At 43.7% G+C, this 26,342-nt stretch carries 21 protein-coding genes; 3 read left to right on the top strand and 18 right to left on the bottom strand.

Features of this window, described 5'->3' with window-relative positions; genetic code table 11:
* Window positions 1–24 precede the first annotated feature (24 nt).
* From WCM76_02535 to WCM76_02545, 3 genes are all read right to left on the bottom strand, one after another.
* The gene (locus WCM76_02535) at window positions 25–1,410 is read right to left on the bottom strand and encodes an aldehyde dehydrogenase family protein (GenBank protein MEI6764488.1); all 1,386 of its coding nucleotides are present in this window, start codon (window positions 1,408–1,410) and stop codon (window positions 25–27) included.
* 62 nt (window positions 1,411–1,472) lie between these two features.
* Window positions 1,473–2,081 carry a sigma-70 family RNA polymerase sigma factor gene (locus WCM76_02540; GenBank protein MEI6764489.1) on the bottom strand — a complete coding sequence of 203 codons (609 nt, stop codon included), beginning with the start codon at window positions 2,079–2,081 and terminating at the stop codon, window positions 1,473–1,475.
* Window positions 2,072–3,220, bottom strand: a complete 1,149-nt coding sequence (locus tag WCM76_02545; protein MEI6764490.1) for a glycosyltransferase — start codon at window positions 3,218–3,220, stop codon at window positions 2,072–2,074. The genes WCM76_02540 and WCM76_02545 overlap by 10 nt, the downstream gene beginning before the upstream one ends.
* 238 nt (window positions 3,221–3,458) lie before the next feature.
* Between WCM76_02545 and tgt the strand changes: the two genes are divergently transcribed.
* On the top strand, window positions 3,459–4,589 hold the full coding sequence (gene tgt / locus WCM76_02550) for a tRNA guanosine(34) transglycosylase Tgt (protein MEI6764491.1): 1,131 nt from the start codon (window positions 3,459–3,461) through the stop codon (window positions 4,587–4,589).
* A 20-nt stretch (window positions 4,590–4,609) separates the two neighbouring features.
* Here tgt and WCM76_02555 read toward each other — a convergent pair whose 3' ends face one another.
* The 13 genes from WCM76_02555 to WCM76_02615 all read right to left on the bottom strand — a co-directional run bounded on the left by WCM76_02555 (window position 4,610) and on the right by WCM76_02615 (window position 21,511).
* Window positions 4,610–5,833, bottom strand: coding sequence for an S-adenosylmethionine:tRNA ribosyltransferase-isomerase (locus tag WCM76_02555; protein ID MEI6764492.1), 1,224 nt, complete (start codon window positions 5,831–5,833; stop codon window positions 4,610–4,612).
* Between the two features lie 64 nt (window positions 5,834–5,897).
* Entirely contained in the window at window positions 5,898–6,152 is a 255-nt protein-coding gene (locus WCM76_02560) for a hypothetical protein (GenBank protein ID MEI6764493.1), read from the bottom strand.
* A gap of 117 nt (window positions 6,153–6,269) precedes the next feature.
* A complete protein-coding gene (gene nadD / locus WCM76_02565) occupies window positions 6,270–6,875 on the bottom strand; it encodes a nicotinate (nicotinamide) nucleotide adenylyltransferase (GenBank protein MEI6764494.1) in 606 nt (201 codons plus the stop codon).
* A 37-nt stretch (window positions 6,876–6,912) separates the two neighbouring features.
* The gene (gene recO, locus WCM76_02570; protein ID MEI6764495.1) at window positions 6,913–7,638 is read right to left on the bottom strand and encodes a DNA repair protein RecO; all 726 of its coding nucleotides are present in this window, start codon (window positions 7,636–7,638) and stop codon (window positions 6,913–6,915) included.
* Window positions 7,639–7,695: 57 nt separating this feature from the next.
* Window positions 7,696–10,011, bottom strand: a complete 2,316-nt coding sequence (locus tag WCM76_02575; protein MEI6764496.1) for a two-component regulator propeller domain-containing protein — start codon at window positions 10,009–10,011, stop codon at window positions 7,696–7,698.
* 98 nt (window positions 10,012–10,109) lie between these two features.
* Complete coding sequence (locus WCM76_02580) at window positions 10,110–11,015, bottom strand: DMT family transporter (protein ID MEI6764497.1); 906 nt, start codon at window positions 11,013–11,015, stop codon at window positions 10,110–10,112.
* A gap of 70 nt (window positions 11,016–11,085) precedes the next feature.
* Window positions 11,086–13,086 carry a membrane protein insertase YidC gene (yidC, locus tag WCM76_02585; GenBank protein MEI6764498.1) on the bottom strand — a complete coding sequence of 667 codons (2,001 nt, stop codon included), beginning with the start codon at window positions 13,084–13,086 and terminating at the stop codon, window positions 11,086–11,088.
* A gap of 223 nt (window positions 13,087–13,309) precedes the next feature.
* Window positions 13,310–14,104 (bottom strand): 16S rRNA (adenine(1518)-N(6)/adenine(1519)-N(6))-dimethyltransferase RsmA, encoded by a 795-nt coding sequence (gene rsmA / locus WCM76_02590; protein ID MEI6764499.1) that lies wholly within the window; start codon window positions 14,102–14,104, stop codon window positions 13,310–13,312.
* A gap of 3 nt (window positions 14,105–14,107) precedes the next feature.
* Complete coding sequence (locus WCM76_02595; GenBank protein MEI6764500.1) at window positions 14,108–15,928, bottom strand: tetratricopeptide repeat protein; 1,821 nt, start codon at window positions 15,926–15,928, stop codon at window positions 14,108–14,110.
* A 150-nt stretch (window positions 15,929–16,078) separates the two neighbouring features.
* Window positions 16,079–16,684, bottom strand: a complete 606-nt coding sequence (locus WCM76_02600; GenBank protein MEI6764501.1) for a hypothetical protein — start codon at window positions 16,682–16,684, stop codon at window positions 16,079–16,081.
* Between the two features lie 10 nt (window positions 16,685–16,694).
* Window positions 16,695–17,966: a serine--tRNA ligase gene (serS, locus tag WCM76_02605; GenBank protein MEI6764502.1), complete on the bottom strand. Its 1,272-nt coding sequence runs from the start codon at window positions 17,964–17,966 to the stop codon at window positions 16,695–16,697.
* A gap of 45 nt (window positions 17,967–18,011) precedes the next feature.
* Complete coding sequence (gene alaS, locus WCM76_02610; protein ID MEI6764503.1) at window positions 18,012–20,618, bottom strand: alanine--tRNA ligase; 2,607 nt, start codon at window positions 20,616–20,618, stop codon at window positions 18,012–18,014.
* Between the two features lie 68 nt (window positions 20,619–20,686).
* Complete coding sequence (locus WCM76_02615) at window positions 20,687–21,511, bottom strand: KilA-N domain-containing protein (protein ID MEI6764504.1); 825 nt, start codon at window positions 21,509–21,511, stop codon at window positions 20,687–20,689.
* 233 nt (window positions 21,512–21,744) lie between these two features.
* On the opposite strand from WCM76_02615, the gene WCM76_02620 reads away from it, so the two are divergent.
* Window positions 21,745–22,713: a M23 family metallopeptidase gene (locus WCM76_02620; GenBank protein MEI6764505.1), complete on the top strand. Its 969-nt coding sequence runs from the start codon at window positions 21,745–21,747 to the stop codon at window positions 22,711–22,713.
* 75 nt (window positions 22,714–22,788) lie between these two features.
* On the top strand, window positions 22,789–23,859 hold the full coding sequence (locus WCM76_02625; protein MEI6764506.1) for a CapA family protein: 1,071 nt from the start codon (window positions 22,789–22,791) through the stop codon (window positions 23,857–23,859).
* Between the two features lie 109 nt (window positions 23,860–23,968).
* On the opposite strand, the gene WCM76_02630 is transcribed toward WCM76_02625, so the two are convergent.
* Window positions 23,969–24,529, bottom strand: coding sequence for a C40 family peptidase (locus WCM76_02630; protein MEI6764507.1), 561 nt, complete (start codon window positions 24,527–24,529; stop codon window positions 23,969–23,971).
* A 64-nt stretch (window positions 24,530–24,593) separates the two neighbouring features.
* Window positions 24,594–26,342, bottom strand: coding sequence for an amino acid permease (locus WCM76_02635; protein ID MEI6764508.1), 1,749 nt, complete (start codon window positions 26,340–26,342; stop codon window positions 24,594–24,596).

A 26,342-nucleotide genomic window follows, 5' to 3' on the forward strand; every position in this document is an offset into this window, starting at 1 on the left:
ACACTCAAAACCGGCTCATCAGGTTCAGCTGATGCTTCGGATAATCTTTTTCATCAAACCTCCGATTTTGCGATAAGGCGGATATCTCAAAGGAATATCAAAGAAAAATGATTTACTCAGCACGGGCTTGGAATGCGAAAAGGCGCTGAAGCTATACTTTCCGTGGTATTGCCCCATTCCGCTCTCTCCTACGCCGCCAAAGGGAAGCAGGTTAGTTGTAAAATGGCTGAGGGTATCATTAATACAAACGCCCCCTGATGAAGTACCCGATATTATTTTATTTTTAAACGTGCCTGAACGCGAAAAGATGTATAATGCTAATGGCTTGGGGCGGGCATTTATCATTTGAAGAACAGCATCAAGATCCGAATAAGTGATAACCGGCATAATTGGGCCGAATATCTCATCGGCCATGATTGCCGATTCCCAACTGATGCTGTCAATGATTGTAGGTGCAATATATTTTTCTGTTCGCTGATGCTGACCGCCTGCAATAATGTCTCCTTCGTTAAGCAGTGTTACGAGGCGGTCGAAGTGTTTTTCATTACAAATGCGTGCATAGCTTTTGCTTTGCGAAGGCTCAGTGCCATAGAATCCGATGAGCACTTTTTTCATTTCGGCAAGCAGTGCTTCTTTAATATCACGATGTACTAAAATATAATCAGGTGCAATACAGGTTTGCCCGGCATTGAAGAATTTACCCCAGCAAATTTTTCTGGCCGTTTGACGGATGTTTGTGTGCTTATCCACAATGCATGGGCTTTTGCCTCCCAATTCCAGCGTTACAGGCGTTAGATGTTTTGCCGCGGCTTCCATTACAATGCGCCCTGCATAGGCACTTCCGGTGTAAAAGATATAATCGTATTTCTGAAGCAGCAGTATGTTGGCCTCATCGCCGCTGCACTCAACAACAGAAACACATTCAGGCCTAAAGTACTTCGGAATAAGCTGTGCGATTATACCGGAAGTATTAACTGTTACACTCGAAGGTTTAAGTATCGCAGTATTACCGGCAGCGAGAGCACCAATAAGCGGCGCGATAAGCAACTGAAAAGGATAATTCCATGGCGCCATAATCAGCACTATTCCAAATGGCTCTTTCACTACCATACTACTGCCCGGAAAATGGAGCGATGGTGTGGCTGCCGCCTCAGGCTGCATCCATGCATACAGGTTTTTGAGTACCGTATCTACTTCGTGAAAAAGTACCTGCACCTCACTGAACTCCGCTTCAAACAAAGGTTTTCCCATATCAAGATGCAGCGCCTCAACAATCTGCTCTTCATTTTCCTGCAGCATCTTTTTAAGTGCTTTAAGCTGAAGTCTTCGCCATTCAAGGCTTCTTGTCGTTCCCGAATTAAAAAATGCCCGCTGAGCATTCACCAGTGATATGATTATTTCTTCCTTCATTGCTTCAGGATATAAATTACGATGGAATAAATATTGATGGAATGTGGTCGATGAAAGCTTCGTCAGATCTTGCCTTCAGAATTTTTCATGATATTGTAAAGAAATTCCCGCGCTCTGAACAGTTGCGCTTTAACAGTACCCAAGGGCAGTTTAAGTTCATCTGAAATTTCTTCATACGAAAGTTCTTCAAAATACCTGAGCTCCACTAATTTTCTGTAGTGCGGTTTCAATTTTTCCACCACTTCGCGCATTGTTTTTATTTTCTGAGCTTCAATAAATTTTTCTTCCGGGTCGGGAGTGTTGGAAGGAAGCATCTGCGAAAGCTCAACGCCTTCTTCATTTCCGTAAGATTTGTCAATGGAAAGTAAATCTTTTTTCTTTTTGCGGATAAAATCGATGCAGTTATTTGAAGCAATTTTAAACAGCCATGTGCTGAATGCGTAATCGGGAGTGTACTGATGAAGTTTTTTAAAAGCCTTACCAAATGCTTCGATGGTGAGATCATCAGCATCGTCAGGGTTATTCGTCATTTTAAGCAACATGAAGTAGATGGTATCTTTGTAATGATTCATCAGTTCGGCATATGCCTTCTGGTCGCCATGGTCAATGGCGCGCTGCACGAGCCTGAGATCGCGCTGGGCTTTATCCGTAAGATTGATTGCTATTTCCATCTACTTTCCTTGTCGAAGATGTTTGATAATGCTAACAACGGATTTATAATCATGAAAAACAATTCAAACACTGGCGAAAATAGTAATAAATTCTTTTCTTTCACTTTATTCATCGTTTTTTTTACCACCAGCATTTGACTTAAAATACGCAATACCAGAATACCAAGTACAATTCCGAGCGTTATGATATCTCTTGCAAAAATAAGTATTACCGCCAGTAACGCGAAGTATGATAATTGCGACAGATAATGTATTCCAAGTATCGACTTATGTTTGAACTTATAGAACTTACCGGTTCTCAAGTGCCGCCTTTTCTGCGTCCACCATGATGAAAAACTTGTTTTTGGATAAGATACAGTTTGGCTGTCGGGTCGCCATTCTATGGTAGTATTTTGTTTCGTTGCATTGCTGTTAATAAACAAGTCGTCGTCGCCCGATGGAACCTGATAATGAGAAATAAAGCCTTTTTTTTCGTTGAAGAAAGATTTGCGGTAAGCGAGATTACGACCAACTCCCATGTATGGATTTCCATTCAGTGTCATCGAAAAATACTGCATTGCGATTTGAAGTGTATCAAAACGAATCAGTTTATTCAGCAATCCGCTTTTACGCTCGTAGCCTCCAAATCCAATAACTATCTGCGTATTCTTATCTCCAAAATTTGTCATCATTTCCCTGATCCAGAAATTGCCCGAAGGCCTGCAATCCGCATCAGTCAATAACAACAAATCATTTTTTGCTGCTTTGATACCCAGCGCAAGCGGGAATTTCTTACCACGAAAAAAATTCAGATTCTCTTGAATCGTAAGCACATTCAGGTTTTCGTGCTCCCTCGAAAAATTCTTCAACAGCTCAGGGCTGTCGTCATCAGAAGCATCATTCACTACCACAACTTCAAAGTTGGGATAGTCCTGCGCTAAAATCAATGGGAGATTACGGTTTAAATTGAAGTACTCATTTTTAGCAGCAATAACTACCGATACAGGGGGCAATACAGCAGATGCTTCCGTTTTTTTTTTGAAAAAGGCGAATCGGCCAAACACAAACCAGATATAAATAAACTGGATTGCAGCAGCCAGCATATAACCGTACAATAACAGCTCTATGCGATAATCATTGGTAATAAGGGGAGTAAACATCTGCACATTATCTTTTCCGATGCAAAAGTATTTTTATAGTACACATATTACACCCTTAATTAAAAAACTTATAAACCTGTAAATGTTAAAATGTAGCATTATCAAAATAAGCCTCCCTGTAAGACTTCTATTCGAACAAAGCTGTGTGTCTGTAAAATCGGGATGAGGTAGTGCGGCCTGCTGCTTCGCATAGTTAACACTACCATCATTTGAATTATCTTTGCCAAAATTTTATTGCATGAAATTCTCTCTTACGGGAACTGATACAAAATCGTCGGCACGAGCCGGCGTGATGGAAACCTCACATGGCTCTATTGAAACGCCCATTTTCATGCCGGTGGGAACAGCCGGCACAGTGAAAGCAATACATCGCAGAGACCTTAGTGACGACATCCACGCGCAAATAATATTAGGAAATACCTACCACCTTTTTCTTCGTCCAGGTCTTGATATTCTGAAACGGGCAGGTGGATTGCATGGCTTCGCAGGCTGGACGGGACCAATTCTCACCGACAGCGGCGGATATCAGGTATATTCTCTCACTGAAATGCGCAAAATTCAGAAAGACGGTGTTGAGTTCCGCTCTCATATCGACGGCTCAAAACACACCTTTACACCCGAAAGTGTGATGGATGTGCAGCGCATTATTGGTGCCGATATCATGATGGCTTTCGACGAGTGCACTCCCTTTCCATGCGAATACGACTATGCACGAAAATCAATGGAAGTAACGCATAAATGGTTACAGCGCTGCTGTGATCATTTTGATAAAACAGAACCGCTTTACGGTCATAGTCAAACACTATTTCCCATAGTGCAAGGAAGTGTGTACCGCGATCTTAGAATACAATCGGCAGAAGCCATTGCAGCTCAATGTCGCGAGGGAAATGCTATCGGAGGCTTGTCTGTAGGCGAACCGGCCGAAGTAATGTATGAAATGACGGAACTCGTTTGCGGCATTCTTCCGGCTGATAAGCCGCGTTACCTTATGGGCGTAGGCACTCCGGCAAATATTCTTGAAGGCATTGCATTGGGAATCGATATGTTTGATTGTGTGATGCCCACACGAAACGGCCGTAACGGCTGGCTTTTCACAAGCGAAGGCGTAATAAACATCCGCAATGAAAAATGGAAAGATGACTTCTCTCCGATTGATGCAAATGCAAACTCATACGTGGATGTCCATTATACCAAGGCTTATCTGCGTCACCTGTTTGTTGCCGGCGAAATGCTGGGTGCTATGATAGCCAGTCAGCACAACCTCGCTTTTTATCTCTGGCTCGTTCGTGAAGCCCGAAAGCACATCCTTGACGGGACATTCTCATCATGGAAAGATGCGATGGTAAAGAAAGTAAGCAGCAAAGTTTAATGAAATCCGAAGTGAATTTTTTATGCTTTTTTGAAAAAAAGGCAGGAATCGCCGTAGCTTAAAAACCGGAAATCGTGTGATAAAGCATAGGCATATGCCTCGCGCCATGCCTCACCCACAAATGCGGCAATGAGCAGCAGTAAGGTGCTTTTGGGCTGATGAAAATTAGTTATAAGTACATCGGCAGAACGAATCTGATAGCCAGGAACAATCATAAGCTGTGTGCTTGCATGAAAGGTTTCGATTCCCGATTTGTCCATATAATGCAGCAGTGCCGATGCTGCCTGCGTCATTTCCACTTCAACAGTATCCTTATCTTTATAAGCATCCCATTGTTCCAAATGATTCACCGGATTGCCGTTTATGATGCAACCACAGCCAAGATGGTAAATAGTTTCGAGCGAACGCAGTGTGGTAGTTCCTACGGCAATAATTTTTCGTGAGCCTTTTGTTGCAATAGCGTTGAGCAATTCACGGCGAATTATTATTTGCTCATTATGCATACTGTGTCCACTCACCATATCAGACGATACAGGTTTGAACGTGCCGGCACCCACATGAAGCGTAACCGCAGCTGTTTGAATATCTTTTTCAGCAAGAGATTTAAAAACACTTTCCGTAAAATGCAACCCGGCAGTTGGCGCAGCAACAGAGCCATCATGGGCTGCATATACCGTTTGGTAACGCGAAACATCATCCGCGGTTGCAGCGCGTGTCATGTATGGAGGCAAGGGAACCTGCCCCGTGTTCTGCAACACTTCGGCAAAAGTAAGATTGTCCGGTTCCCAGCTTAAGCGAATGATGCGGGTTTCAGCTTCAGTACCCAGCATTTCGGCATGCAGTAAATATTCCGAGCCATCAATACTGAAACTCATGGTAAGGGCTCCCGATTTCCATTTGCGCGCATTTCCAACCATGCATTTCCATTCGCACCAGCCTTTTTGCTGCATGGCATGCTGAATCTCACGTTCCGGCCCGTGAGGCTCAATGCAAAATATTTCAATGGCCGCACCGCTGGGTTTTGTAAACAACAAACGTGCGTGAATGACTTTGGTATCATTAAAAATAAGGATACTTTCAGATGGAAGATGATTGCTGATATTTATAAAAACATCTTCTGAAACAGTATCTTGATTCAGGATAAGCAATTTTGAACAATCGCGCTTTTCAAGACCTTGACGGGCAATTTTTTCATCGGGCAAACCGTAGTCATAATCCGCTATTGCAATATCGGGAAGCATCATGGTATCCTTGATAAAAGTAATCGGTAGAAATTTCAGGATGCGAAAGTACTAAAGAAACGGGATATTATATCACGCTCAGCGCATCCGAGATGTCGATTTGCTCGTAGTAATGAGCAAATACATCTTCTGATGAAATAATTTCCACCCTTTCAATCTTGGTAAGATTAGGATGATACCATATCTCAACGTAGAAATCATCAATCATATAAAGCCGTACCTGGTAGTACAGATAATTCCGCCGACCAAGGTCATCGCCCAATTCAAAGGTTTTATGAACCTTTTCGGTCATGGGCAGCCTGTCAAATTCTTCCAGCGTCATTCAGTAAATTTTGGGTAAATATAAACGATAAAAGAAGAGGAAAACAAGCATCGAAAGGTTATTTTTTTCTAAATATTTCGCAAAACACTCATTATGTGATAATTGAGTGATGCAAGATTATTCACCAAAACGCTCAGAATAAAAATGCATTTCTTTGATATACTTATATACCGTGGGCTGCAGCATATAACTGACATCTTTTTTCCCGGCAATGGCATGCCGGATAAAGGTTGAGGAGATTTCCATCAGTGGAGCCTCCGTCCATAGTACGGATGGATGTGTACGAAATTCGCCTCCATCAAAACCGGGACGCGGATATATATATAGCGTATGTTCGCTGAGTATCTTTTCATAATTCCTCCATTTATTAAAGGTTTGAAGGTTGTCGGAACCCATAATAAGCGCAAATTGTCTGTTGGGATATTTCTCCATCAGTGCCGCCAGTGTATTCACAGTGTAACTTGGGCGAGGAAGTTTAAATTCTATGCCGGAAGATTTGAAGCGGCGGTCGTCTTCAATAGCAATATTAACCATGGCCAGACGATGCAAATCGCCCAATAATGACTCTTTTTTCTTAAGCGGATTTTGTGGCGAAACCACAAACCAAACTTCATCCAAATCAGTAAATCCGGCCATGTAACTTGCGATTACCATATGCCCTGTGTGGATAGGATTAAATGATCCGCAAAACAGACCGGTTTTTATGATTTTTTGCAATGCCATGAATAAATACTTGTGGTCAAATATAAAAAAAATCCTGCTAGCTCATCACTTCTGTAAGCACTGACAAGGATTTCATTTCGCCAAATCCTGCAATATGCATTTTATAATAACTTACAATACCGGCAAGCAATTCCTGTCGCTGGTTTTTCCCTATATTCAAGGTGCCGAAACTGCTGTAATCGCAATGTATTAGCATATTGAGATGCTTTGCGGAAATTCCATCAAGAGAACTTTCGGGCTGCGAATTCAAACTGCAGAACACGCCTTCACCAAGATTAAAGAGCGGTGTAGTTTCGGAATATTCTCCGGAAGGGTAAAATCCTAAATATCGGGAGAGTTTAACGGCAAAGAGCAGATGAAAATTAGCCGTGTTATCATTTGTGGTATCCAGTAACTGTATGGAATGGAACAGAAAATCAAACAGGTGTTGGTTGGGCTCTTCTTCGCGGACAGATTTAAGGATAAGCTCATTGATGAACAATGCTACCGAGCTTTTGCGGATATCGAAAGGAATGCCGGTGAAAGAACAGACAGGCGACAATTCCCGCAAATGCTGCAGACCGGCATTATCACGATTATTAAAAACAATTTCAACCAGACTCAGGTGCTGCAAATGTATTGATCTGATCTTTGCATTTTTTTTCCGGGCACCGTGAATCATGAACGATTTAAGTCCCGCGCCGGCAGTGTAAATTTTAACGATAAGTGCCGTTTCAGAGTATTTTATCTGCTGAAGAACAATGCCGCGGCTGGTTTGAAGCATGAAGAATATTTTTTGAAAATGCTTATTTCGCAAGGAAAGGCGATGACAACTGCGGCGTTAATTTATGATCAATATCTTGGTCACCATTTTTTCTTTGGCATCTTCGCTGCTGCAGAAAACGAGGTACACCCCTGATTTTGCTTTTTTACCATCGTAGTTACAACCGTTCCAGATGGCCTGCCCGCCCTCGGCTTTCGTTTCATAGATTAGCGTTCCGGTAATATCTGTAATCTTTACAATGGCATCGGTAACCAATCCCTTAATTCCGATAGAGCCGGTATAGCCTTCACGAACAGGATTCGGGTAGGCATAAACGCCTTCAAACTTTTCACTTCCGGCCGTTGCAAATCCACGGTATGAAATAATTCCTTTTGCAGTTCCAAAGTACACTTCACCGGTTTGTTCATTGATAACAATGCTAGTGATGGTATTTGAAAGCAGCGGACTGTTTTCAACGGTAAAGTGCTGCAACTCCTCTGTACCGTCGGCACTCATCAGAAATACGCCGGCCTTTTCGGTGCCTATCCATTTTTTATTTGAGCCGTCAACGGTAATGGCAGTAACTGTTTCGAATTCCAACAGGTGCTGTGCGGTGCTGTCCTGAACAAGAGTAATTACCTGAGCATCGAAATTCTGACCGCTGAACATATTTTCGGGGCTATAAAAAACAGCAATTCCTTTGTCGGTTCCAATCCAGACCTCACCATCCCTGTCACAGGCAATGGCTGTCACATTATCGCTGGGCAGGTTACCGTTACCAAGCCCTGTATGCAAGACTTTTGAATGGTCGTCTGATTTATCGCTGAGTGTATTATTATCAGAAAATACCACGAGCCCATTGTATCGCGTAAGCAGCACCCATTTGAAGTTATTTTTATCAATCATTACGGTACTTGCCCGGGCATCGCTGCTGGCAACTCCCACATTATACGAATCCCAGGTTCCGTTCGGTTTAAGCACTTTTAACAGCTTGTCGCTTTGCGAATTTGACATCCACAGATTATTGTCTTTATCAAAACATAAACCGCCAACGCCAAGCCATGTCCCTGCACCCGGTCTTTGAAGCGGGCTGTTTGTGTAAGTGTAAACCTGCGTAAGAATTCCACCATTAAATTCGCATAGCCCGTTACCCCATGATCCGGCATACATTCTATTCGTGTTCGATGGGTCAATTGCAACTGAAAGAATATCAAAAATGGTATCGAGTGATGGATTAGCATCTTTGAGGGTGAACCACTTTTCTCCGATAAAGGCATAAGGTCCGCGGACGTTATAGGCATTTCCCCACGATGAGCCTATGCTGCCGGGAGCGACATACAGAGCACCGTCTTTACAGTCCATACTAAAAACGTCGGTACTTCCGGGTCCGTTGAGTTGTATTTCTTCATTGTCCCATCCTTTATGAACCATAAGCCCGCGATTTCCGTCGGCAATCCAAACCTTGTCTTCTTCATCGGTAAGAGCAGCACTTGGCTGTGGATCGCCCGGATTGTAAGACCAGACGATATCCATAATGGAATCGGGATTAAAATAGATTACCGCATTGGTATTGTAACAAACATGCAGACGATTCTGAGAAACCCGCATATTGCTCACATCATCAATACGGGTTATATCAGCACGGGTCCATCCGCTTCCATTGTTTTTAAAAAGCGTATCCAGTCCGTAACCCGGCACAACCCTGTTTGCAAAAACAGTTCCTTGAAAGGATGCAATTGAATTGTAGGAAGCGTCAGGACTGTTAAGTGTTGTATCTTTTGTCCAATTTGCATAATTCGCAAGATTGGGACTATTGAAGTTCGCAACATAAATGCCTTTTTCTGTAGCCGCGTACAACTTTGAACCGTCGAAAGCCAGATCCAGCACGTCTATAGCATTCCCTCCCGGACCAATATACCATGTTTCGCGAATCTCATCACGGGTTAAGTCAAGAACTACAATGCCAAAACCACAAGCAAAATATGCGTAATCGCCAATAAAAATAACATTATTGATGGTTTTATTTCCGTATAGCTGTTTACGTTTTATGTCCGAAATATTGGTGATACCGCTGCCCTCTCTTAAAAGGTCAATATTGGCATTTTTATAAGCTATTACCAGCGTTTTGTTTGACGCGCTATATTCAATTGTGCTCAATTCAACGTCAGAAAGACCATTCACACGGTTCAGCATGTTGACGCTGTTATCTTCCTTATTGTAGTAAAAAAGAGAATAGGGTGTAGCACAATAGATATGCTTACCAATCTGCGCCACATTGATGCATTTTTTATAAGGAAGGTGTACGCGCCAGTTGCCAAGACTCACTTCTTGAGCGATACCGACAATAGGTAACAATATTACCGAGACAAACAGAATCAGGATATTTTTTCTCATTTTAGCTTGCTGGGATACTTAAGTGCAAATTTAACCCGAATAATTCAGGATAACTGCAAAAAAGAGAATTTATTGCAGATTGGCAGGCACAATAACAATCAATTTTTGCTGTTTTTTTTTAGATTTTCATGCTTTTTATTGACCAGATAAACGCCAAACAGAATCAGGAATATCCAGACCAGGTATACCACTTCGAACACTTCACCATCGCCGATTCCCCACATCAGCGATACGACCGGCATCAGATACGTGACGCTTGCCGCAAATACAACATTGGTGCGTTTAATCATCATGTTATACAACACAGTCGCAAGGGCAGTGCCCACAATTGCAAGAATTGCTATATAACCGAAGCTGACAAGTGCTGCGCTACCGGAGATTAAAACGGGTATAAACGGAGTAAAACCAAAAAGATACATGGCGGCAAAAGGGCCGATGGCAAAAAATGCAAATGAGGCAATGGTAAGCGAATCGGTGTTCTTAAGATAGCGCTTGATGATATTCAGGTTAAGCGCGTACAAAATTGTTGCAAGCAGTATGAAAATACCGTAGTGAAAGTTAAAAATAAAGTCTTTGCCCCCACTCATACTCAGCAATCCGGCAGTGCCCGCCAGACCAATAAAAACACCTGCTGCATTGTACCATTTCATCTTATATTTAAAAAAAATCAAACCAAGCACCATGGTTGATAATGGTGTTAATGAATTCAGAATGCCCGCAGTAGAACTATCAATGCCTGTTTGGGCGTAGGTAAAAAGAAATGCCGGAATGCCGTTTCCGGTAATGCCTGTCAGCGTAATCAATCCGAACTCTTTAAGCGTGATGCGTTTCATGCGCATGAATGCTACCGGCATTAGCACGAGTGAAGTAAGCATAATGCGGATTGCCGCCACCTGCGACGATGCATAGCTGTCGAGACCCCGCTTCATCAAAATAAAGGAACTGCCCCAGATAAGGACCAGAACAAACAGCAATAACCAATGCGATATGCCGGACTTTTTCAATTCATTGTTTGTTATAAAAAAGGTTCCATCTTTATGAGAAACGGAACCCTTTTCAGTCAATTTTTATGCATTATTTTTTAGTATTATAGCCTCTTTTTTTGGCCATATCCTCAAGTCTTTTCTGAAAACCGGAGGTCTTTGTCGGCTTCTTTTTATTTTCCTGAATGCGCTCATGAACTTTATCTTCATTCACAAATTTGCGGAAGAGATACATCTGCAGGAAGGTGATAACGTTTGCCAGAAAGTAATAATAGCTGAGACCGGCTGCAAAATTATTAAAGAATCCGAGGAACATCACAGGCATGGCATACATCAGGAATTTCATGCCGGGCTGCGAGGTGGTTCCCATCATCTGGTTGTTGATTTTGGTGTAGATAATGGTGGTAACAGTCATCAGCAGCGTAAACAAACTGATATGCGCACCATAGAAGGGAATATCAAAAGGAAGCTTTGCTATGGAGTCGTATGTTGAAAGGTCGTCGGCCCATAAAAACGACTTCTGCCTGAGCTCTATGGATGCAGGGAAAAAGCGGTACAGCGCAATAAGGATAGGCATCTGAAGCAACAATGGAATACAACCCGACATCGGGTTCACTCCGGCTTTTTTATACAATGCCATAGTTGCCTGCTGTTTCTTGAGCGCATCTTCTTTTTTCGGAAATTTCTTATTAATGTCTTCTACTTCAGGTTTCAGAACGCGCATTTTAGCCGACGACATATATGTCTTATACGCGATAGGCAGCAACACAATTTTCAACAATATGGTAAGCAGCAGAATAATGATACCATAGTTCATATTGAAACCATCGAGGAAATTAAATACCGGAATGACCACAAAACGGTTGATCCATGCAAGAGGCGCAAAGCTCCAGCCCAAAGGAATCTGACGCTCCAGATCAAGGTTCATGTTGCTCAGTATCTTATACTGGTTGGGACCGAAGTAAAATTCCATGGGGTAGCTGACCTTCGGTGCCGAATTATAATTCAGTGTAAGTCCTACAGACATGGCTTTCATGCTATCAGCAAGCACCGTTGATTTAGCATCGGCAACCTTCTTCAAAGTCGTACATTTCATGTTGGCTTCCTTGAAGGATGTCTTCGATATCAGGGTTGATGAAAAAAACTGCTGTTTGAAAGAAACCCATTTTACCTGAGCTTTATAAGGCTTTTCGCTGTCTTTGGTTTCCGAAAGATAATCTACGGCATCGCCTTCAGGCTTATAATACACCGTAGAAACCATTTCTTCGTTTTTAAGACTGCGCTCCTGCTGCTTCAGTATGACGGCCCAATCCAGACCAATATAGCCGGTATTATTCGCAATAACATCCTGCATATTCTCTATGTTCACCGTATATCCCAGCACATACCTTCCGCCTTTCAGCGCGTACGAGAACTCAATAAACCTCGATTTATCAAAAGTAGAATCGGTAGCATTCGGATACAGACGCATGCCAAAGGCGAGGCTGTCTGTCTTACCAATGACGATAGAATCTTTGCCCGCATATGTCGAAGACGCAACATAGGGTTCGAAGTAAAGGTCTGCAGAATTAATCAATTTATTATTTGAAAAGAAGCTGATTCCATAAGTACTCTTGTCGGAAGAAAAGAGCACAATAGGCCTTTTCTTTGATTTATCCTCTTCTCCGGTAAGGTATGTTTTCAGCGTAACTTCAGCAATACCGCCGCCTAATTTCGAAATCTTGATTTTATACAAATCATTTTCAATGATGAAATATTTCTGTGTTCCTTTGGACGCCACAGAAAAAGAACCATACTGGTTAGCACTTGCTTTAAGAGCATTGGAATCTTTTACATTGCCGTTGCCGCTAATTCCAGCTTTACCGGCCTTTGCAGTGTCTTTTACTGAATCGGCCGCAGGGATGTTCTTTGCAGTAGCTTTTGCAATAGAATCACTGATGTAACGGGCTTTTGCAGCTTTGAAAACAGAATCGCGCTGATGCTGCATTTTTGCTTTTTCTTCTTTAGAAGGAGCAGTAAAAATGCTGTATCCGACCAGTATTCCGAAAATGATTACAATACCTATGATTGTATTGATTGTGTTCTTGTTCATGGTAATAAAACGATGTTAGGTTCAGATGATGTTGCCGAATTACGAATTCAATTCCTGTTTTTGTGTTTGATGCCTTAAACGCATATGCTTAGAAAAGGAAAACGTATTCGGGCGGGCAAAGATAATGTAAAACGGTGAATGTAAAAAGCAAAATAAGCAGCTGTGCCGGCAGTAGTTGAATTGATATCGGAAACCCCGATAAAGGCAAAAACACCGAAGCGCTTCACGCCTCAATAATGAGGTTCATTTGCTCAACATGCCGTGTAATCCAAACAAAATCAGATACCTGTAATTGCTCGGCGCGTTTTTCAAATATTGGTTCCTGTAATACATCCTTACCCGAAACCATAGAAAGCAGCGCATTTCTGAGTGTTTTTCGCCTTTGGTTGAATGCTGTTTTTACCACCTGAAAAAACAGCTTTTCATTGCAGTCAAGAGCCATTACTTGGTTCCGCTTTAAGCGGATTACTGCCGATTTGACCTTGGGAGGCGGAAAAAACACATTTTCATTGACGGTAAACAGATACTCAATGGTGTAATATGCCTGCAGCAGTACGCTCAGAATTCCGTATTCCTTTGAACCCGGTGGTGTGGCAATCCGGCGTGCTACTTCTTTCTGAAACATTCCGACTACTTCGGGAACGCTGTTTCTGAGCTCCAGCACCCGGAACAATATCTGGCTCGAGACGTTGTACGGAAAATTCCCAATCACCGCAAATGGTGCAGGAATGCCGTCAAGTCTCACTTTCATGAAGTCACCTTCAATAATCCGTGGTTCAAGTGTAGGATAATTTTCTTTGAGATATGCCACACTGTCGCGGTCAATCTCAACAACCCCCGTTTCAAATTCACTTCGCTCAAGCAGGTATTTGGTAAGCATTCCCATGCCGGGACCTACCTCAACTACATACTTATAATCTCCGTGCAGACTGAGGCTGTCTGCTATTTTTCGTGCAATATTTTCATCGCGCAAAAAGTGTTGCCCGAGGCTTTTTTTGGGTTGTACGGGTTGAGTCATTGATTAGTTCACTTTATCCCCGCGAAGGGAACGGAAACGCATACGGGCTTCAACAGCATTGATGCTTCCCGGATATTCCGTAAGCAGTTTCTGGTAAAGCTCCATGGCTTTTTCTTTATTTTTGAACTGTTCCTCATTCAGTTTGGCAAGCATAAGCAGGGCGTCATCGGCAAGGATATCCGACGGGTAAAAATCAATCAGTTTCTGAAGCAATGTATCAGCCATGGCAAAATCGCCTGTTCTGATCATGATTTGTGCTTTTTTGTACAGCACCTCGTCAAATAAAGGATGGTAGGTGCCCAGCATATTGATGCTGTCGAGCGTTGTCAGTGCAAGCTGGTATTTATTCTGAAAAACATACATATCGGCTTTGGAATACAGCATAAGTCCCACGTAGGTACTGTCATCAGGGTCCATATTATCGCCTATCAATAAAGCCAGCTCCATGGCATCATTTGCGATAAGCTTGGCTGTAGCGGCTTTCAGTACATCAAGCTGCGCTTTGGCATAATCGAATTCGCCGTTGTAATAGTACAGTTTTGCATTTTTGAATTTGGCCTCAAAACCAATAGGATCATACTTGAACGCTTTTTCAACCTGAGAATACAGAAGGGACGCGTCCCACACCTCACCACTCATCAGCATGATATCCGCCAGTTCAATTTTGCATTGGGCAATCAGGTCGGGTGATGAGCCCTGCGTTTCAATGGCCTGATTGAGCAGCGCTTTTGCATCCTCCATTTTATCAAGATAGAATGCCTGAAGATGTGCCAGGTTTTTCATCAGTACAATGGTTTGCGCACTGGTTCCCAGCTCGCTCAGCATGGCCTGATATTCTTTCTCAAGTGCCAGCAGTTCTTCTTTCGCAGGACTTATCGATGAAGATATCTTAAGATATTTTACGTTTATTTTATCGAGGCGGCACTGGAAATAATAAGGGTTTGTATTCCCCTTTTTGGTAATGATATAGTCATAACATTCGGCAGCAGTCTCATAATCTTTGTTGGATGCCGCCACACCTCCGAGCTTAAACACCCGGTTGCCATCTTCGCCCAGTCGCTTATCCAGCGATTTAGCCTGCATCAGCGCCGAGGCGAAATCTTTCTGCTGTATAAAATACCACATCAGCAGCTCAGAATACCAGGTTTTTTGCGGTTCCTTTTTAATGCGGTCAAGCAACATGGTTCTGAACAGTTCACCGCGTTTTCCGTCGGCATCATCGGCAATAATGTCCTGCATTTTATTTTGCACATCTTCCGATGAAGCAGCAATAAAGTCACAGAGGTTCAGATATTCTTCAAATACAGACGCCCAGTCCCCTTTCTTTTGGTAAATGGCCGCCATTTCCATACAAAAAGGATATCCGCCTTTCAATAGTTTCTTGCCTTTCTGATAGGCCATTACGGCGTAATCGGCAAGGTCGCGGGTCAGAAAGGCATTGGCAAGGTCGATGACCGCCTGCTGATCGGGCTGCAGCTGCTTCAGCGCCAGCTCATATTGCTTGCGCGCATCGTCGCCCTGTCCTTCTCGCTGATAGGCATATCCCAGATCCACAAGGTATTTCTGTTCACCCGCGTATTTTTTTATCTGCCTGCCCAGAAACTTCTCGGCCTTTTTAAAATTACCCGATTCGATGAGACAGTCCAGATAGTAGTTATAATACAGCGGCGTAGGATTGTTCGTGTAAAGCGTTTCGAAAATAGAAAGCGCCTTATCGTATTCTTTGTTCTGAAAATACTGTACAGCGAGCTGCTCATCGGTTTCCGGCTGAGCCGCTGCTGAAATGCAGCAGAGCAAGGCAATACAAAAAAATATATTTTTCAAAGTGCCGGATATCATGTGTAAACGGGTTAAATTAACATTCAAAACTATTTCGTCGAACTTTTATCACCGGACATTTCGACAGGCTCAATGTCCGCCAGCCTAATGTCGTGAACCACGCTGTACCCTGAGCTTGTCGAAGGGTACAATTCATCAATCCGTTTCTTCAGGAGCACCCTGTTCTTTCTTTCCTTTGCCGGGATGCTTCGCTTCATTTTCCTGAAATTCCTTAATAATCCTGCAAATAGCAGGATGCACCGTATCAAAGCTTTTAAGCTGCGCCTTTACGCTGTTCAGATTTTTTATAATCCTGCCCGTAAGGTCATTTACGGCACTGCATTCAATCAAAAAGTTTGTTTCAAAATCACTTTTCGATAAGGCGCCATTGTCTAAGTCGTGCTTCATATCATTCAATTGCTTTCGGCAGGTATCAAGTTCCGATTTATACTTCGGATATTCCGCGACCATGGTCTTGAATGGTTTGCGTACATTACCATATGCACATATCCACGGCCATGTTTCATCATTTTTTAATTCGTAAATATTCTCGGTAAGTACCTTTGCATTTGCCTTATACATTTCATTTTTTGTATTGAGCGTATCAAAATTGAGTTTATTCAGTTCCTGCCCGGTTGTTTCAACCACAGCATAAACGCTGTCAATACGTGCAATATCAGCTTTGTCCGCTTTACTGCCGCAGCTCTGTACCAGCAACAGTGCCAGCGCACTCATAAAATAGAATTTCAATTTTCGCATCATAACAATAATGTTATTTCAATAAATCAAAGCCTGTGTAGGAAGCCAGCGCGGCAGGAATCTTTATACCGTCAGGGGTTTGATTATTCTCAAGCAGCGCGGCAACTATTCTGGGTAACGCAAGCGCGCTGCCGTTTAGTGTATGTGTAAGATTTATCTTTCCATCGGCATTTTTATAGCGCAGCTTCATGCGGTTGCTCTGGAAATTCTCAAAGTTTGAAACAGAACTTACCTCAAGCCATTTCTGCTGACCGGCCGCAAACACTTCAAAATCGAATGTGAGCGCGGATGTGAAGCTCATATCACCTCCGCACAGTTTTACTATGCGGAACGGCAGTTCCAGCTTGCGAAGCAGACCTGCCACATGTTCTTTCATTTCTTCCAGAACACTGTATGAATTATCGGGATGGGCTATCTGCACGATTTCTACCTTATCGAACTGATGCAGGCGGTTCAGCCCGCGGACATCTTTTCCGTATGAACCGGCTTCACGCCTGAAGCAGGAGGAATACGCCGCATTTTTAATCGGCATATCTTTTTCTTTCAGAATCATGTCGCGGTAAATATTCGTTACCGGAACTTCTGCCGTGGGTATCATGTAAAATTTGTCGATACCGATATAATACATCTGTCCGTCCTTATCGGGAAGCTGCCCCGTTGCATAAGCCGATGCTTCGTTTACCATCAGCGGAGGCTGAATTTCCATGTATCCTGCCGCAACCGCATTGTCTAAAAAGAAATTGATAAGTGAGCGCTGTAGTTTTGCGCCTTTATCCCGGTAAACCGGGAAACCTGCGCCGGTAAGTTTTACGCCGGTTTCAAAATCTATGATGTTGTATTTCGTGGTGAGCTCCCAGTGCGGAACAATATTTTCGTCGGCTGCGGGAATATCACCCCAGCTTGCCACAATTTCATTATCCTCGGCTGATTTCCCGGCCGGAACCGATTCATGAGGCGTGTTCGGAAGAAGTACCAACAGCCCGTTCATTTTCTCTTCAGCGGCTTTCAGGCGCTCATCAAGTTCTTTCGATTGAATTTTGAGCTCGGCAGTACGTTCTTTGAGTTTCGCCGCATCTCCGGCTTTCCCTTCCTGAAACAGTTTGCCGATTTCTTTGGCGGCAAGGTTAGCTTCGGCAAGACCGTCGTCTAATAGTTTTTGTGTGTTGCGGCGCTCTTCGTCGGCCGCAATAATCCCTTTGACAATTTCAGCAGCGTCAAAATTCTTCACTGCAAGTCTGCGTATCACTTCATCGGGACTGGTTCTGATATAGGATAATAATAGCATGTTCGATTATTTTATGCAAAAATACATTTTATTACTGATGCCGTTTTAACTGATGAATTCCACGGCTTTTTTAAGTGCTGATTCCAGACCTGCAGGATTCTTTCCGCCGGCCGTAGCATAGTAATCCTGGCCGCCGCCGCCACCCTGTATCTCTTTTCCGAGCTCACGGATAATTTTTGAAGCGTTCAGCCCGCGGTCCTTCACCAGATGCTCTGACATGATGATGGTAAGATTTGCCTTGCCTTCGGCTTCTGCACCAAGCACCAGAAAGAGATTTTCAACATCCGCTTTCAGTTCAAAAGCCAGATTTTTAATTACCGCTGCATCTAAATCCACTTTCTCGGCAATGAAGTTCAGACCATTTACCACACTTATTTTAGCAATGAGTTCCTGTTTCAGCCCCGAAGCTTTTTCTTTCTGAAATTGTTCAATCTTCTTCTGCAGGTCGGCATTCTGTCCAAGCAGCGATTCTATGGCTGATGCCGGATCCTGTGAACCTTTAAGCACCGCCTTTATCTTTGCAAGCTGCTCCAGCTGTTCGTTTATCCAAGCTTCAGCTTTCGCGGATGTAATGGCTTCTATACGCCTTACACCGGCGGCAATGGCCGATTCTGAAACAATGCGGAACAGACCAATCTGCCCGGTTGCCTTTACATGCGTACCTCCGCAAAGCTCCATTGAGAATGCTTTGTCAAATACTATTACGCGGACGTTATCGCCGTATTTTTCGCCGAACAGAGCCACAGCGCCCAGTTCCTGCGCCTCTTTCATGGGAAGGTTGCGCATCTCCGTAAGGACAATATTCTCACGTATTTTCTGATTTACAATGGCTTCCACCTGACGTATTTCCTCGTCGCTCATTTTTGCAAAATGCGAAAAGTCGAAACGCAGACGCTCGTCGTCAACCATGGAGCCTTTTTGCTCCACATGAGTGCCCAGCACCATCTTAAGCGCCGAGTGCAGCAGATGGGTTGCCGAATGATTATTGGCGGTCATATTCCTTTTTGAAGGATCTACTCTGGCAATAATCTCTTTTGCCGTATCGGAAGGCAGTTTTTTAACCAGATGTATAATGAGGTTGTTCTCTTTGATGGTATTGTCAACACCAATTTTCTCATCACCAATAAGAAATAATCCTTTGTCGCCTGCCTGTCCGCCTGACTCTGCATAAAAGGGTGTTTTATCGAGCACCACCTGAAAGAATTCCTTATCCTTGGCTTTTACTTTGCGGAATTTTGCAATTCTGCTGCTGGTTTCCAGGGTATCGTACCCTAAGAATTCGGTTTCATCGCCGGCAATCAATTCTGTCCAGTCTTCTTTATCAACGGTGGCCGCCTGGCGCGAACGTTTTTTCTGCTCTTCCATGCAGGCGGCAAATGCCGGCATATCCACGTCAAATCCTTTTTCGCGGGCAATAAGCTGTGTAAGGTCTATCGGAAAGCCGAAGGTGTCGAACAGTTCGAATGCAAAAGCGCCTTCAACGATATTCTTTGCCGGTTTATAATGTTCAAATTTCTGCAAACCGACCGAAAGCGTACGCAGAAAAGCCTGTTCTTCTTCCTGCATCACCTTCATCACTAAATCCTTTTGCGATTCAAGTTCAGGGAAGGCTTCGCCCATCTGCAATGCCAGCAGCGGCACCAGCCGGAACATAAAGGGTTCGCTGAATCCCAGGAAGGTATAGCCATAACGGACGGCACGACGCAATATCCGGCGTATCACGTAACCGGCTTTGTTGTTCGACGGAAGCTGACCGTCGGCAATAGCAAAGGAAACGGCGCGCAAATGGTCGGCAATAACACGCATGGCTACGTCAGTTTTTGTTTCTTCGCCATAGGTTTTGCCTGCAATTTTTGCGAGTTCCCGGATAACGGGCTGAAATACGTCGGTATCATAATTGGACTTCACGCCCTGCATGACCATGCACAGACGCTCGAAGCCCATACCGGTATCTATGTGTTTTGCCGGAAGCGGCGATAAACTATTGTCTGATTTACGGTTGAATTCAATAAAAACGAGGTTCCATATCTCAATAACATGCGGGTCGCTTTGATTCACAAGTTCCTTGCCGGGAATGAGCTTTTTGGCTGCCTCGTCACGAATATCGACATGAATCTCAGAACAGGGACCGCAGGGACCGGTATCACCCATTTCCCAGAAGTTATCCTTTTTGGAGCCGTAAATGATTCTGTCTTTTGAAATGATTTTACTCCAGAACTCAAAGGCTTCGTTATCGGGCTCAAGACCTTCTTTTTCATCACCGCCAAACACGGTAACATACAGATTGTCTTTATTTATCTTATAAACTTCGGTAAGCAGTTCCCAGGCCCATTCAATGGCTTCTTTTTTGAAATAATCGCCAAACGACCAGTTGCCAAGCATCTCAAACATGGTATGATGGTAGGTATCGTGCCCAACCTCTTCAAGGTCGTTGTGCTTGCCCGAAACGCGCAGGCACTTCTGTGTATCGGCAATACGTGCATACTTTGCCTGTGTATTTCCCAGAAAAATATCCTTGAACTGGTTCATGCCGGCATTGGTGAACATCAGCGTAGGGTCGTTTTTAATTACCATGGGCGCCGAAGCCACTATCTGATGGGTTTTTGAAGCAAAAAAATCCAGAAATGTCCTGCGTACTGTTTGAGAATCCATGAGTGTGTTTTATCGATTTTTATATTATTATATGTATGCTTGAATCGTTCAAATATAGCTGTTTATATTCATTTAATTTTTAGAAAACTTCTGTTACCTAACAAGGATTTCATTTGGTTAATTGCTGTGGTATTTAATTGCAACAATCTGTCATTCTGAGAAATGCCCTGATGAATCAACACAGCATTAATGCTTTCAAGATTAGATAATATGACCAGTTGTTCAAGACTAGCCTGATCGCGGATATTACCTTCGGCTTCCGGGTTTTCTATTCTCCATTGTTTGGCAGTTTTACCAAATAACGCCATATTGAGCAAATCTGCTTCAGAAGAATATACAGTGGTCATCTGGGAGCTACTCAACGCTTTTGGAATCAAATTATCTCTAATTGCATCCGTATGTATCTGATAATTCACTTTTGCCAGTGTTCTTTGCAGATTCCATTCCAGTTTCAGCCGGTCGTTTTCATCCTCTTTGAGTCTCTGAAATTCAATTATCAGATACAGTTTAAACTCAGATGATATCCATGATGCGAATTCAAAAGCTATATCTTTATGCGCAAAAGTGCCGCCATATCTTCCAGATTTAGAAATAATTCCAATTGCATTTGTTGATTCAATCCACTTTTGAGGTGATAGTACAAAGTAATTACTTCCGGATTCATTTTTAAACCTCTCGAAATCGAGAGGTTTAAAATCAGGATTGCACAATTTCTCCCATAAACCTATGAATTCAATCGTACTTCGGTTTCGCATCCAGTTGTTTATTACCGCAAACGGCTCCGTATTATTTCTCGATTTAGCGATATCAGTCAATGAGATATAGTCATTCGTATCCTGACTTAACAGTGTGATTTCTGTTCCTTTGACATTGATAATTTTTTTTCTGCTCATTCCCATATTTTTTTTATTGAAATCGGCAAAATACTGCCATTTTTCCACATCAGCACAATGCTTGAAATTTAGTGTTTTAGGACTCAATTAATTGATATTTAACATTTTTTAAGACCGCTAACACCCTGCAAATTTAGGTTTTTTTCTTAGTTTTGCAGTCAGGATAATATATTTTCACCAATCAGCGTTATACGACAGTGCCTTTTCGGGCCGGATTATGGGAGAAGAAAATTATGTCAAAGACACGTTACCATTTTAACACTAAAACACTCAGAGTTGAGGAAATAAAAGTTTCCATCAAGAGTAAATTCTGGAAGTTTATTTCCATTATCACCTCCGGTATGGTTATATCAGCAGCCATCATGCTGGTGCTGTATAGTTTTATTGATTCACCGAAAGAAAAATTACTGCGCCGCGAGAATGAGAAACTGAAACTTCAGTACACCATGCTCAATAACCGCCTCGACAAGATTCAGGGCGTACTGGCCGATATCGAGAACCGCGACGACAATGTGTATCGTACCATTTTCGAAGCTGAACCTATTTCCGATGCCGTGCGCAAAGCAGGCTATGGCGGTACCGACAGATATTCCGCACTGGAAGGTTTTGAATCAAGCGACCTGATGAAGGCAACCGCCCAGCGTCTGGATGTTATCTCACGGCAATTGTATATTCAGTCAAAATCATTCGACGAAGTAATTCAGCTCGCGCGGAATAAAGAACAGATGCTTGTCTGCCTTCCTGCCATACAGCCCGTTTCTAAGAAACTATCAACCATTGTTTCAGGTTTCGGATACCGCGTGCACCCTATCTACAAAACACTTCGTATGCACACAGGCATTGATTTCGCCGCCAAAATAGGCACACCTATCTATGCCACCGGCAACGGAAAAGTAATAGACCCCAAAGGCAACGAAAGCGGATATGGAAACGTGGTGATAATCGACCACGGCTATGGCTATCAAACGCTGTACGGACACATGAGCCGCAAAATTGTAAATCCCGGCGATGTTGTAAAACGCGGTCAGATTATCGGCTATGTGGGAAGCACCGGTCTTTCTGTTGCACCCCACTGTCATTACGAAGTTATCAAGAACGGCAAAAAGATAGACCCTGTTAATTTCTTCTACAACGATCTTACGCCCGAAGAATACATGAAGGTGATAGAAGCGGCATCCAGACCCAGCCAGTCGCTGTCGTAATATTCTTCCGAAAAATATGGAAAGCCGGTACATTGCCGGCTTTTTTTGTGATATTTGTGATGATAATTCCCGTGTATGAAAAGGTATTGCCAAACTATCATAATCTGTGTTTTCTGCCTCAGCGTTTTCTTCAATAATTCCATGGCGCAGAAAATTTCGCCTGCTTCTCACGACACCATCAGCATCATGGCAGTCGGCGACATCATGCCCGGAACCAATTTCCCTTCGGCCGACTATCTTCCGCCCGACAACGGAAAAAGCATTTTTAATCCCGTGAAAGAACTGCTTCAAAATGCCGACCTCACCTTCGGGAATCTCGAAGGCGCACTGCTCGACAGCGGCGGCACGGTCAAGAAATGCCAGGACATGAATAAATGCTATGCATTCCGCATCCCTGAGCACTACATCAACTATTTTACCGAGGCGGGATTTGACCTGCTCAACATTGCCAATAACCACTCCGGCGACTTTGGCAATACCGGCCGTGCTTCTACCATGAAAGTGCTGGACGCCGCCGGAATATATTATGCGGGACTCCGCTCCTGCCCTTCGGTAATCTTCAAGAAGGATGGGCTGACCTATGGTTTCTGTGCCTTCTCTCCCTTTACGGGGACAATGGATATTCTGCAGACCGACACCGCCAGAGCCATAGTCGCACACCTTGATTCGCTCTGCGATATTGTGATTGTTTCCATTCATGCCGGAGCAGAAGGAGCTGCCTACCGTCATGTTACCCGACAAACGGAGCTGTTTTACGACGAAGACAGAGGCAATATGTATCAATTTTCGCACGCCATGATTGATGCCGGTGCGGATGTTATTCTCGGCCACGGCCCCCATGTTACCAGAGCCGTTGAATTATATAAGAACCGGTTCATTGCATACAGCCTGGGTAATTTCTGCACCTATGCCCGTTTTAATTTAAAAGGCAGCAACGGCGTAGCTCCCGCCATAAAAATATATACAAATTTAAAAGGCGAATTCCTGAAAGCTCAGGTGTTTTCCATTAAACAAACCGGCGAAGGCGGTCCCGTTCCGGATGATGAATACACAGCAATCAAAGAACTGATAGAACTTACCGCGTCCGATTTCCCCGAATCACCCTTAACCATATCACTGCAAGGGAAAATAGAAGTTAGAAGATAGACAAAAGATAACAGACAAAAGACAATAGACAAAAGATAAAAGACTGGAGTCGTAAATCGAAAAAACAGGCTAAGGCTTAAGGGTGAAGGGTAAAAGCTAAAAAATACTGCTAAAAATTATAACGGCGGCACATCAGATAGCGGGCTTTGTAATACGCGCTGTTGTTGTATTTTTCAATAAGCACACCCCGGTGGCAGGAGTGCATCATGGTGATATTGCCCGAATCCACAGCAATAATAAGCGCCACGTGGCCCACTCTGCTGCTTTTGGTGCTGCGGCCTTTGAAAAGAATAAGGTCGCCTTTGCGCGCTTCCTTCATATCAATCGGATATCCTACCGTTCCCATTCCTGCAGAAGAATGCGGGAGTTTATAACCAAATTTGGAAAACAGATATGAAACATAACCCGAACAGTCGAACCCGGCTTCGGTAGTTCCTCCGTAACGGTATTTCAATCCAAGAAATTTCTTCCCGAAAGCAATGGCGCTGTCTATCATCGTTTCTTTGTAAACAAGCGTATCCTTCTTGTTCAGTGAATCCTTACTGATGGAATCATTGTATTGTTCGTAAATAACATAGCCCGGACGGCTGAAAATATCAGATACTACAATTGCCGTAACAAAAAACAATGTAAGAAGTAACGTGCAGAGAAAACTATTTCTGAAACCCATATGTATCAATACGTTATATTGTCTGTCAGAACAAAGATAGGAAAAATTTCCGAAACAGCAAATATCAGCGGCTGTTTGAGCGCAACTTACTGTGTTTGAATCCGTATGTAAAGTACAGGGATAGCCCTATCACGAGCCAGATCAGGAAACGCAGCCAGTTGGTGATGCCCAGTTCGGTCATCAGAAAGAGGTTGGTAAGCAGACCCAGAACCGGTATGAGCGAAAAATTCTTAATTACCGCAGCAACCGTCAGTGCACTTGAAACAATTATAAAAAGTATCATCGGAATTTTATGACGGAATACTTCCCACCAGCCTGCATCCGGTTTCAGCAGGTCGATTGCCGAGAAGAAACGCAGGATGCCGTTAGTGTTCAGATAAAAAACAAGGATGAGTGTGACTATCCACAGTGGCGGCAGAAACCAGCGGCTGTTGAAGTAAGGTATGCGAAAAACGCGTTTGTCGGTCTCATGCTGCCGGCCGTCTTTTGCATCGAGCACGAGCACCCCACCCGACACCAGCACAAAAGCAAAGAGCGTTCCTATACTGGTAAGGTCGGTAACCTCGGTTATATTCAGGAACAATGACGGTACCGCAACCAGAATCCCGGTAAGTATTGTTGAGAAGGCAGGCGTTTTATATTTGCGATGCAATCTGGAAAAGCGTTTCGGCAGCAGTCCGTCGCGGCTCATACTCATCCAGATGCGCGGCTGCCCCATCTGAAATACCAATAGTACACTTGCCATGGCAACAATGGCGCTTATGGCTATAATACCCGAAAGCCGGGTAAGATGCAGCTTTCCGAAAACATAGGCCAGTGGGTCGCCCACGGCAAGTTCGCTGTAATGCACCATACCGGTGAGCACAAGGCTGATTACGATATAAAGAACGGTAGTTATAATGAGTGCATAAAAGATGGAACGCGGAATATCGCGCTGCGGATTCTTGCATTCCTCGGCAGTTGTAGAGATAGCATCAAATCCGATGTAAGCGAAGAACACCCCCGAAACGCCTTTCAGCACACCCGCAATACCGTTGGGTGCGAACGGACTCCAGTTAGCAGGATTTACCCAGAAGGCACCCACGGCAATCACTACCAGCAAAATACTCACCTTGAGCAGTACCATTATATTACTTGCAATTTTGCTTTCGCGGATGCCCCGATACACCAGAATGGTAATGAACACTACCACCGCAAAGGCCGGAATATCTGCAATAATGCGGAGACCGAATATCTCGGGAGCATTTTTCCATGCCAGAAATGCTTCGCGCAAAGTTCCGCTTATCTGATCGAAGCCTGTCCCGTGCTGCATAAGGTTCATCACTGTTTCATATCCGCGGGAAGCAGTGAGGTAATCTACCGAAAGGTATTCGGGAATATGAAGACCCAGTCCGTTGAAAAAGCCGGTAAAATAATCGGACCATGAAATGGCAACCGCGATATTGCCCACCGCATATTCCATAATCAGGTCCCAGCCTATAATCCATGCAATGAGTTCGCCAAAGCTGGCATATGCATATGTATAGGCGCTTCCGCTGATGGGAATGGCCGAGGCAAAACGGGCATAACACAGGGCAGAAAAGCCACAGGCAATGGCTGTAAAAACGAACAGTAATGAAACGGCCGGGCCGCCGCTTGCGGCAGCACCTCCAATGGTGCTGAATATCCCGGCACCAATAATAGCAGCAATTCCAAAAGCGGTAAGATCCCTCACGTTGAGGTTCCGCTTCATTTCATGCGTATCGCCCGTATGCTCGTTGGCATGTTGCACGATATCGGCAATCGTCTTTTTACGGAACAGCTTACTTGCCAC

It is taken from the genome of Bacteroidota bacterium (genome assembly GCA_037133915.1).
Classification (GTDB): Bacteria; Bacteroidota; Bacteroidia; order Bacteroidales; family CAIWKO01; genus JBAXND01.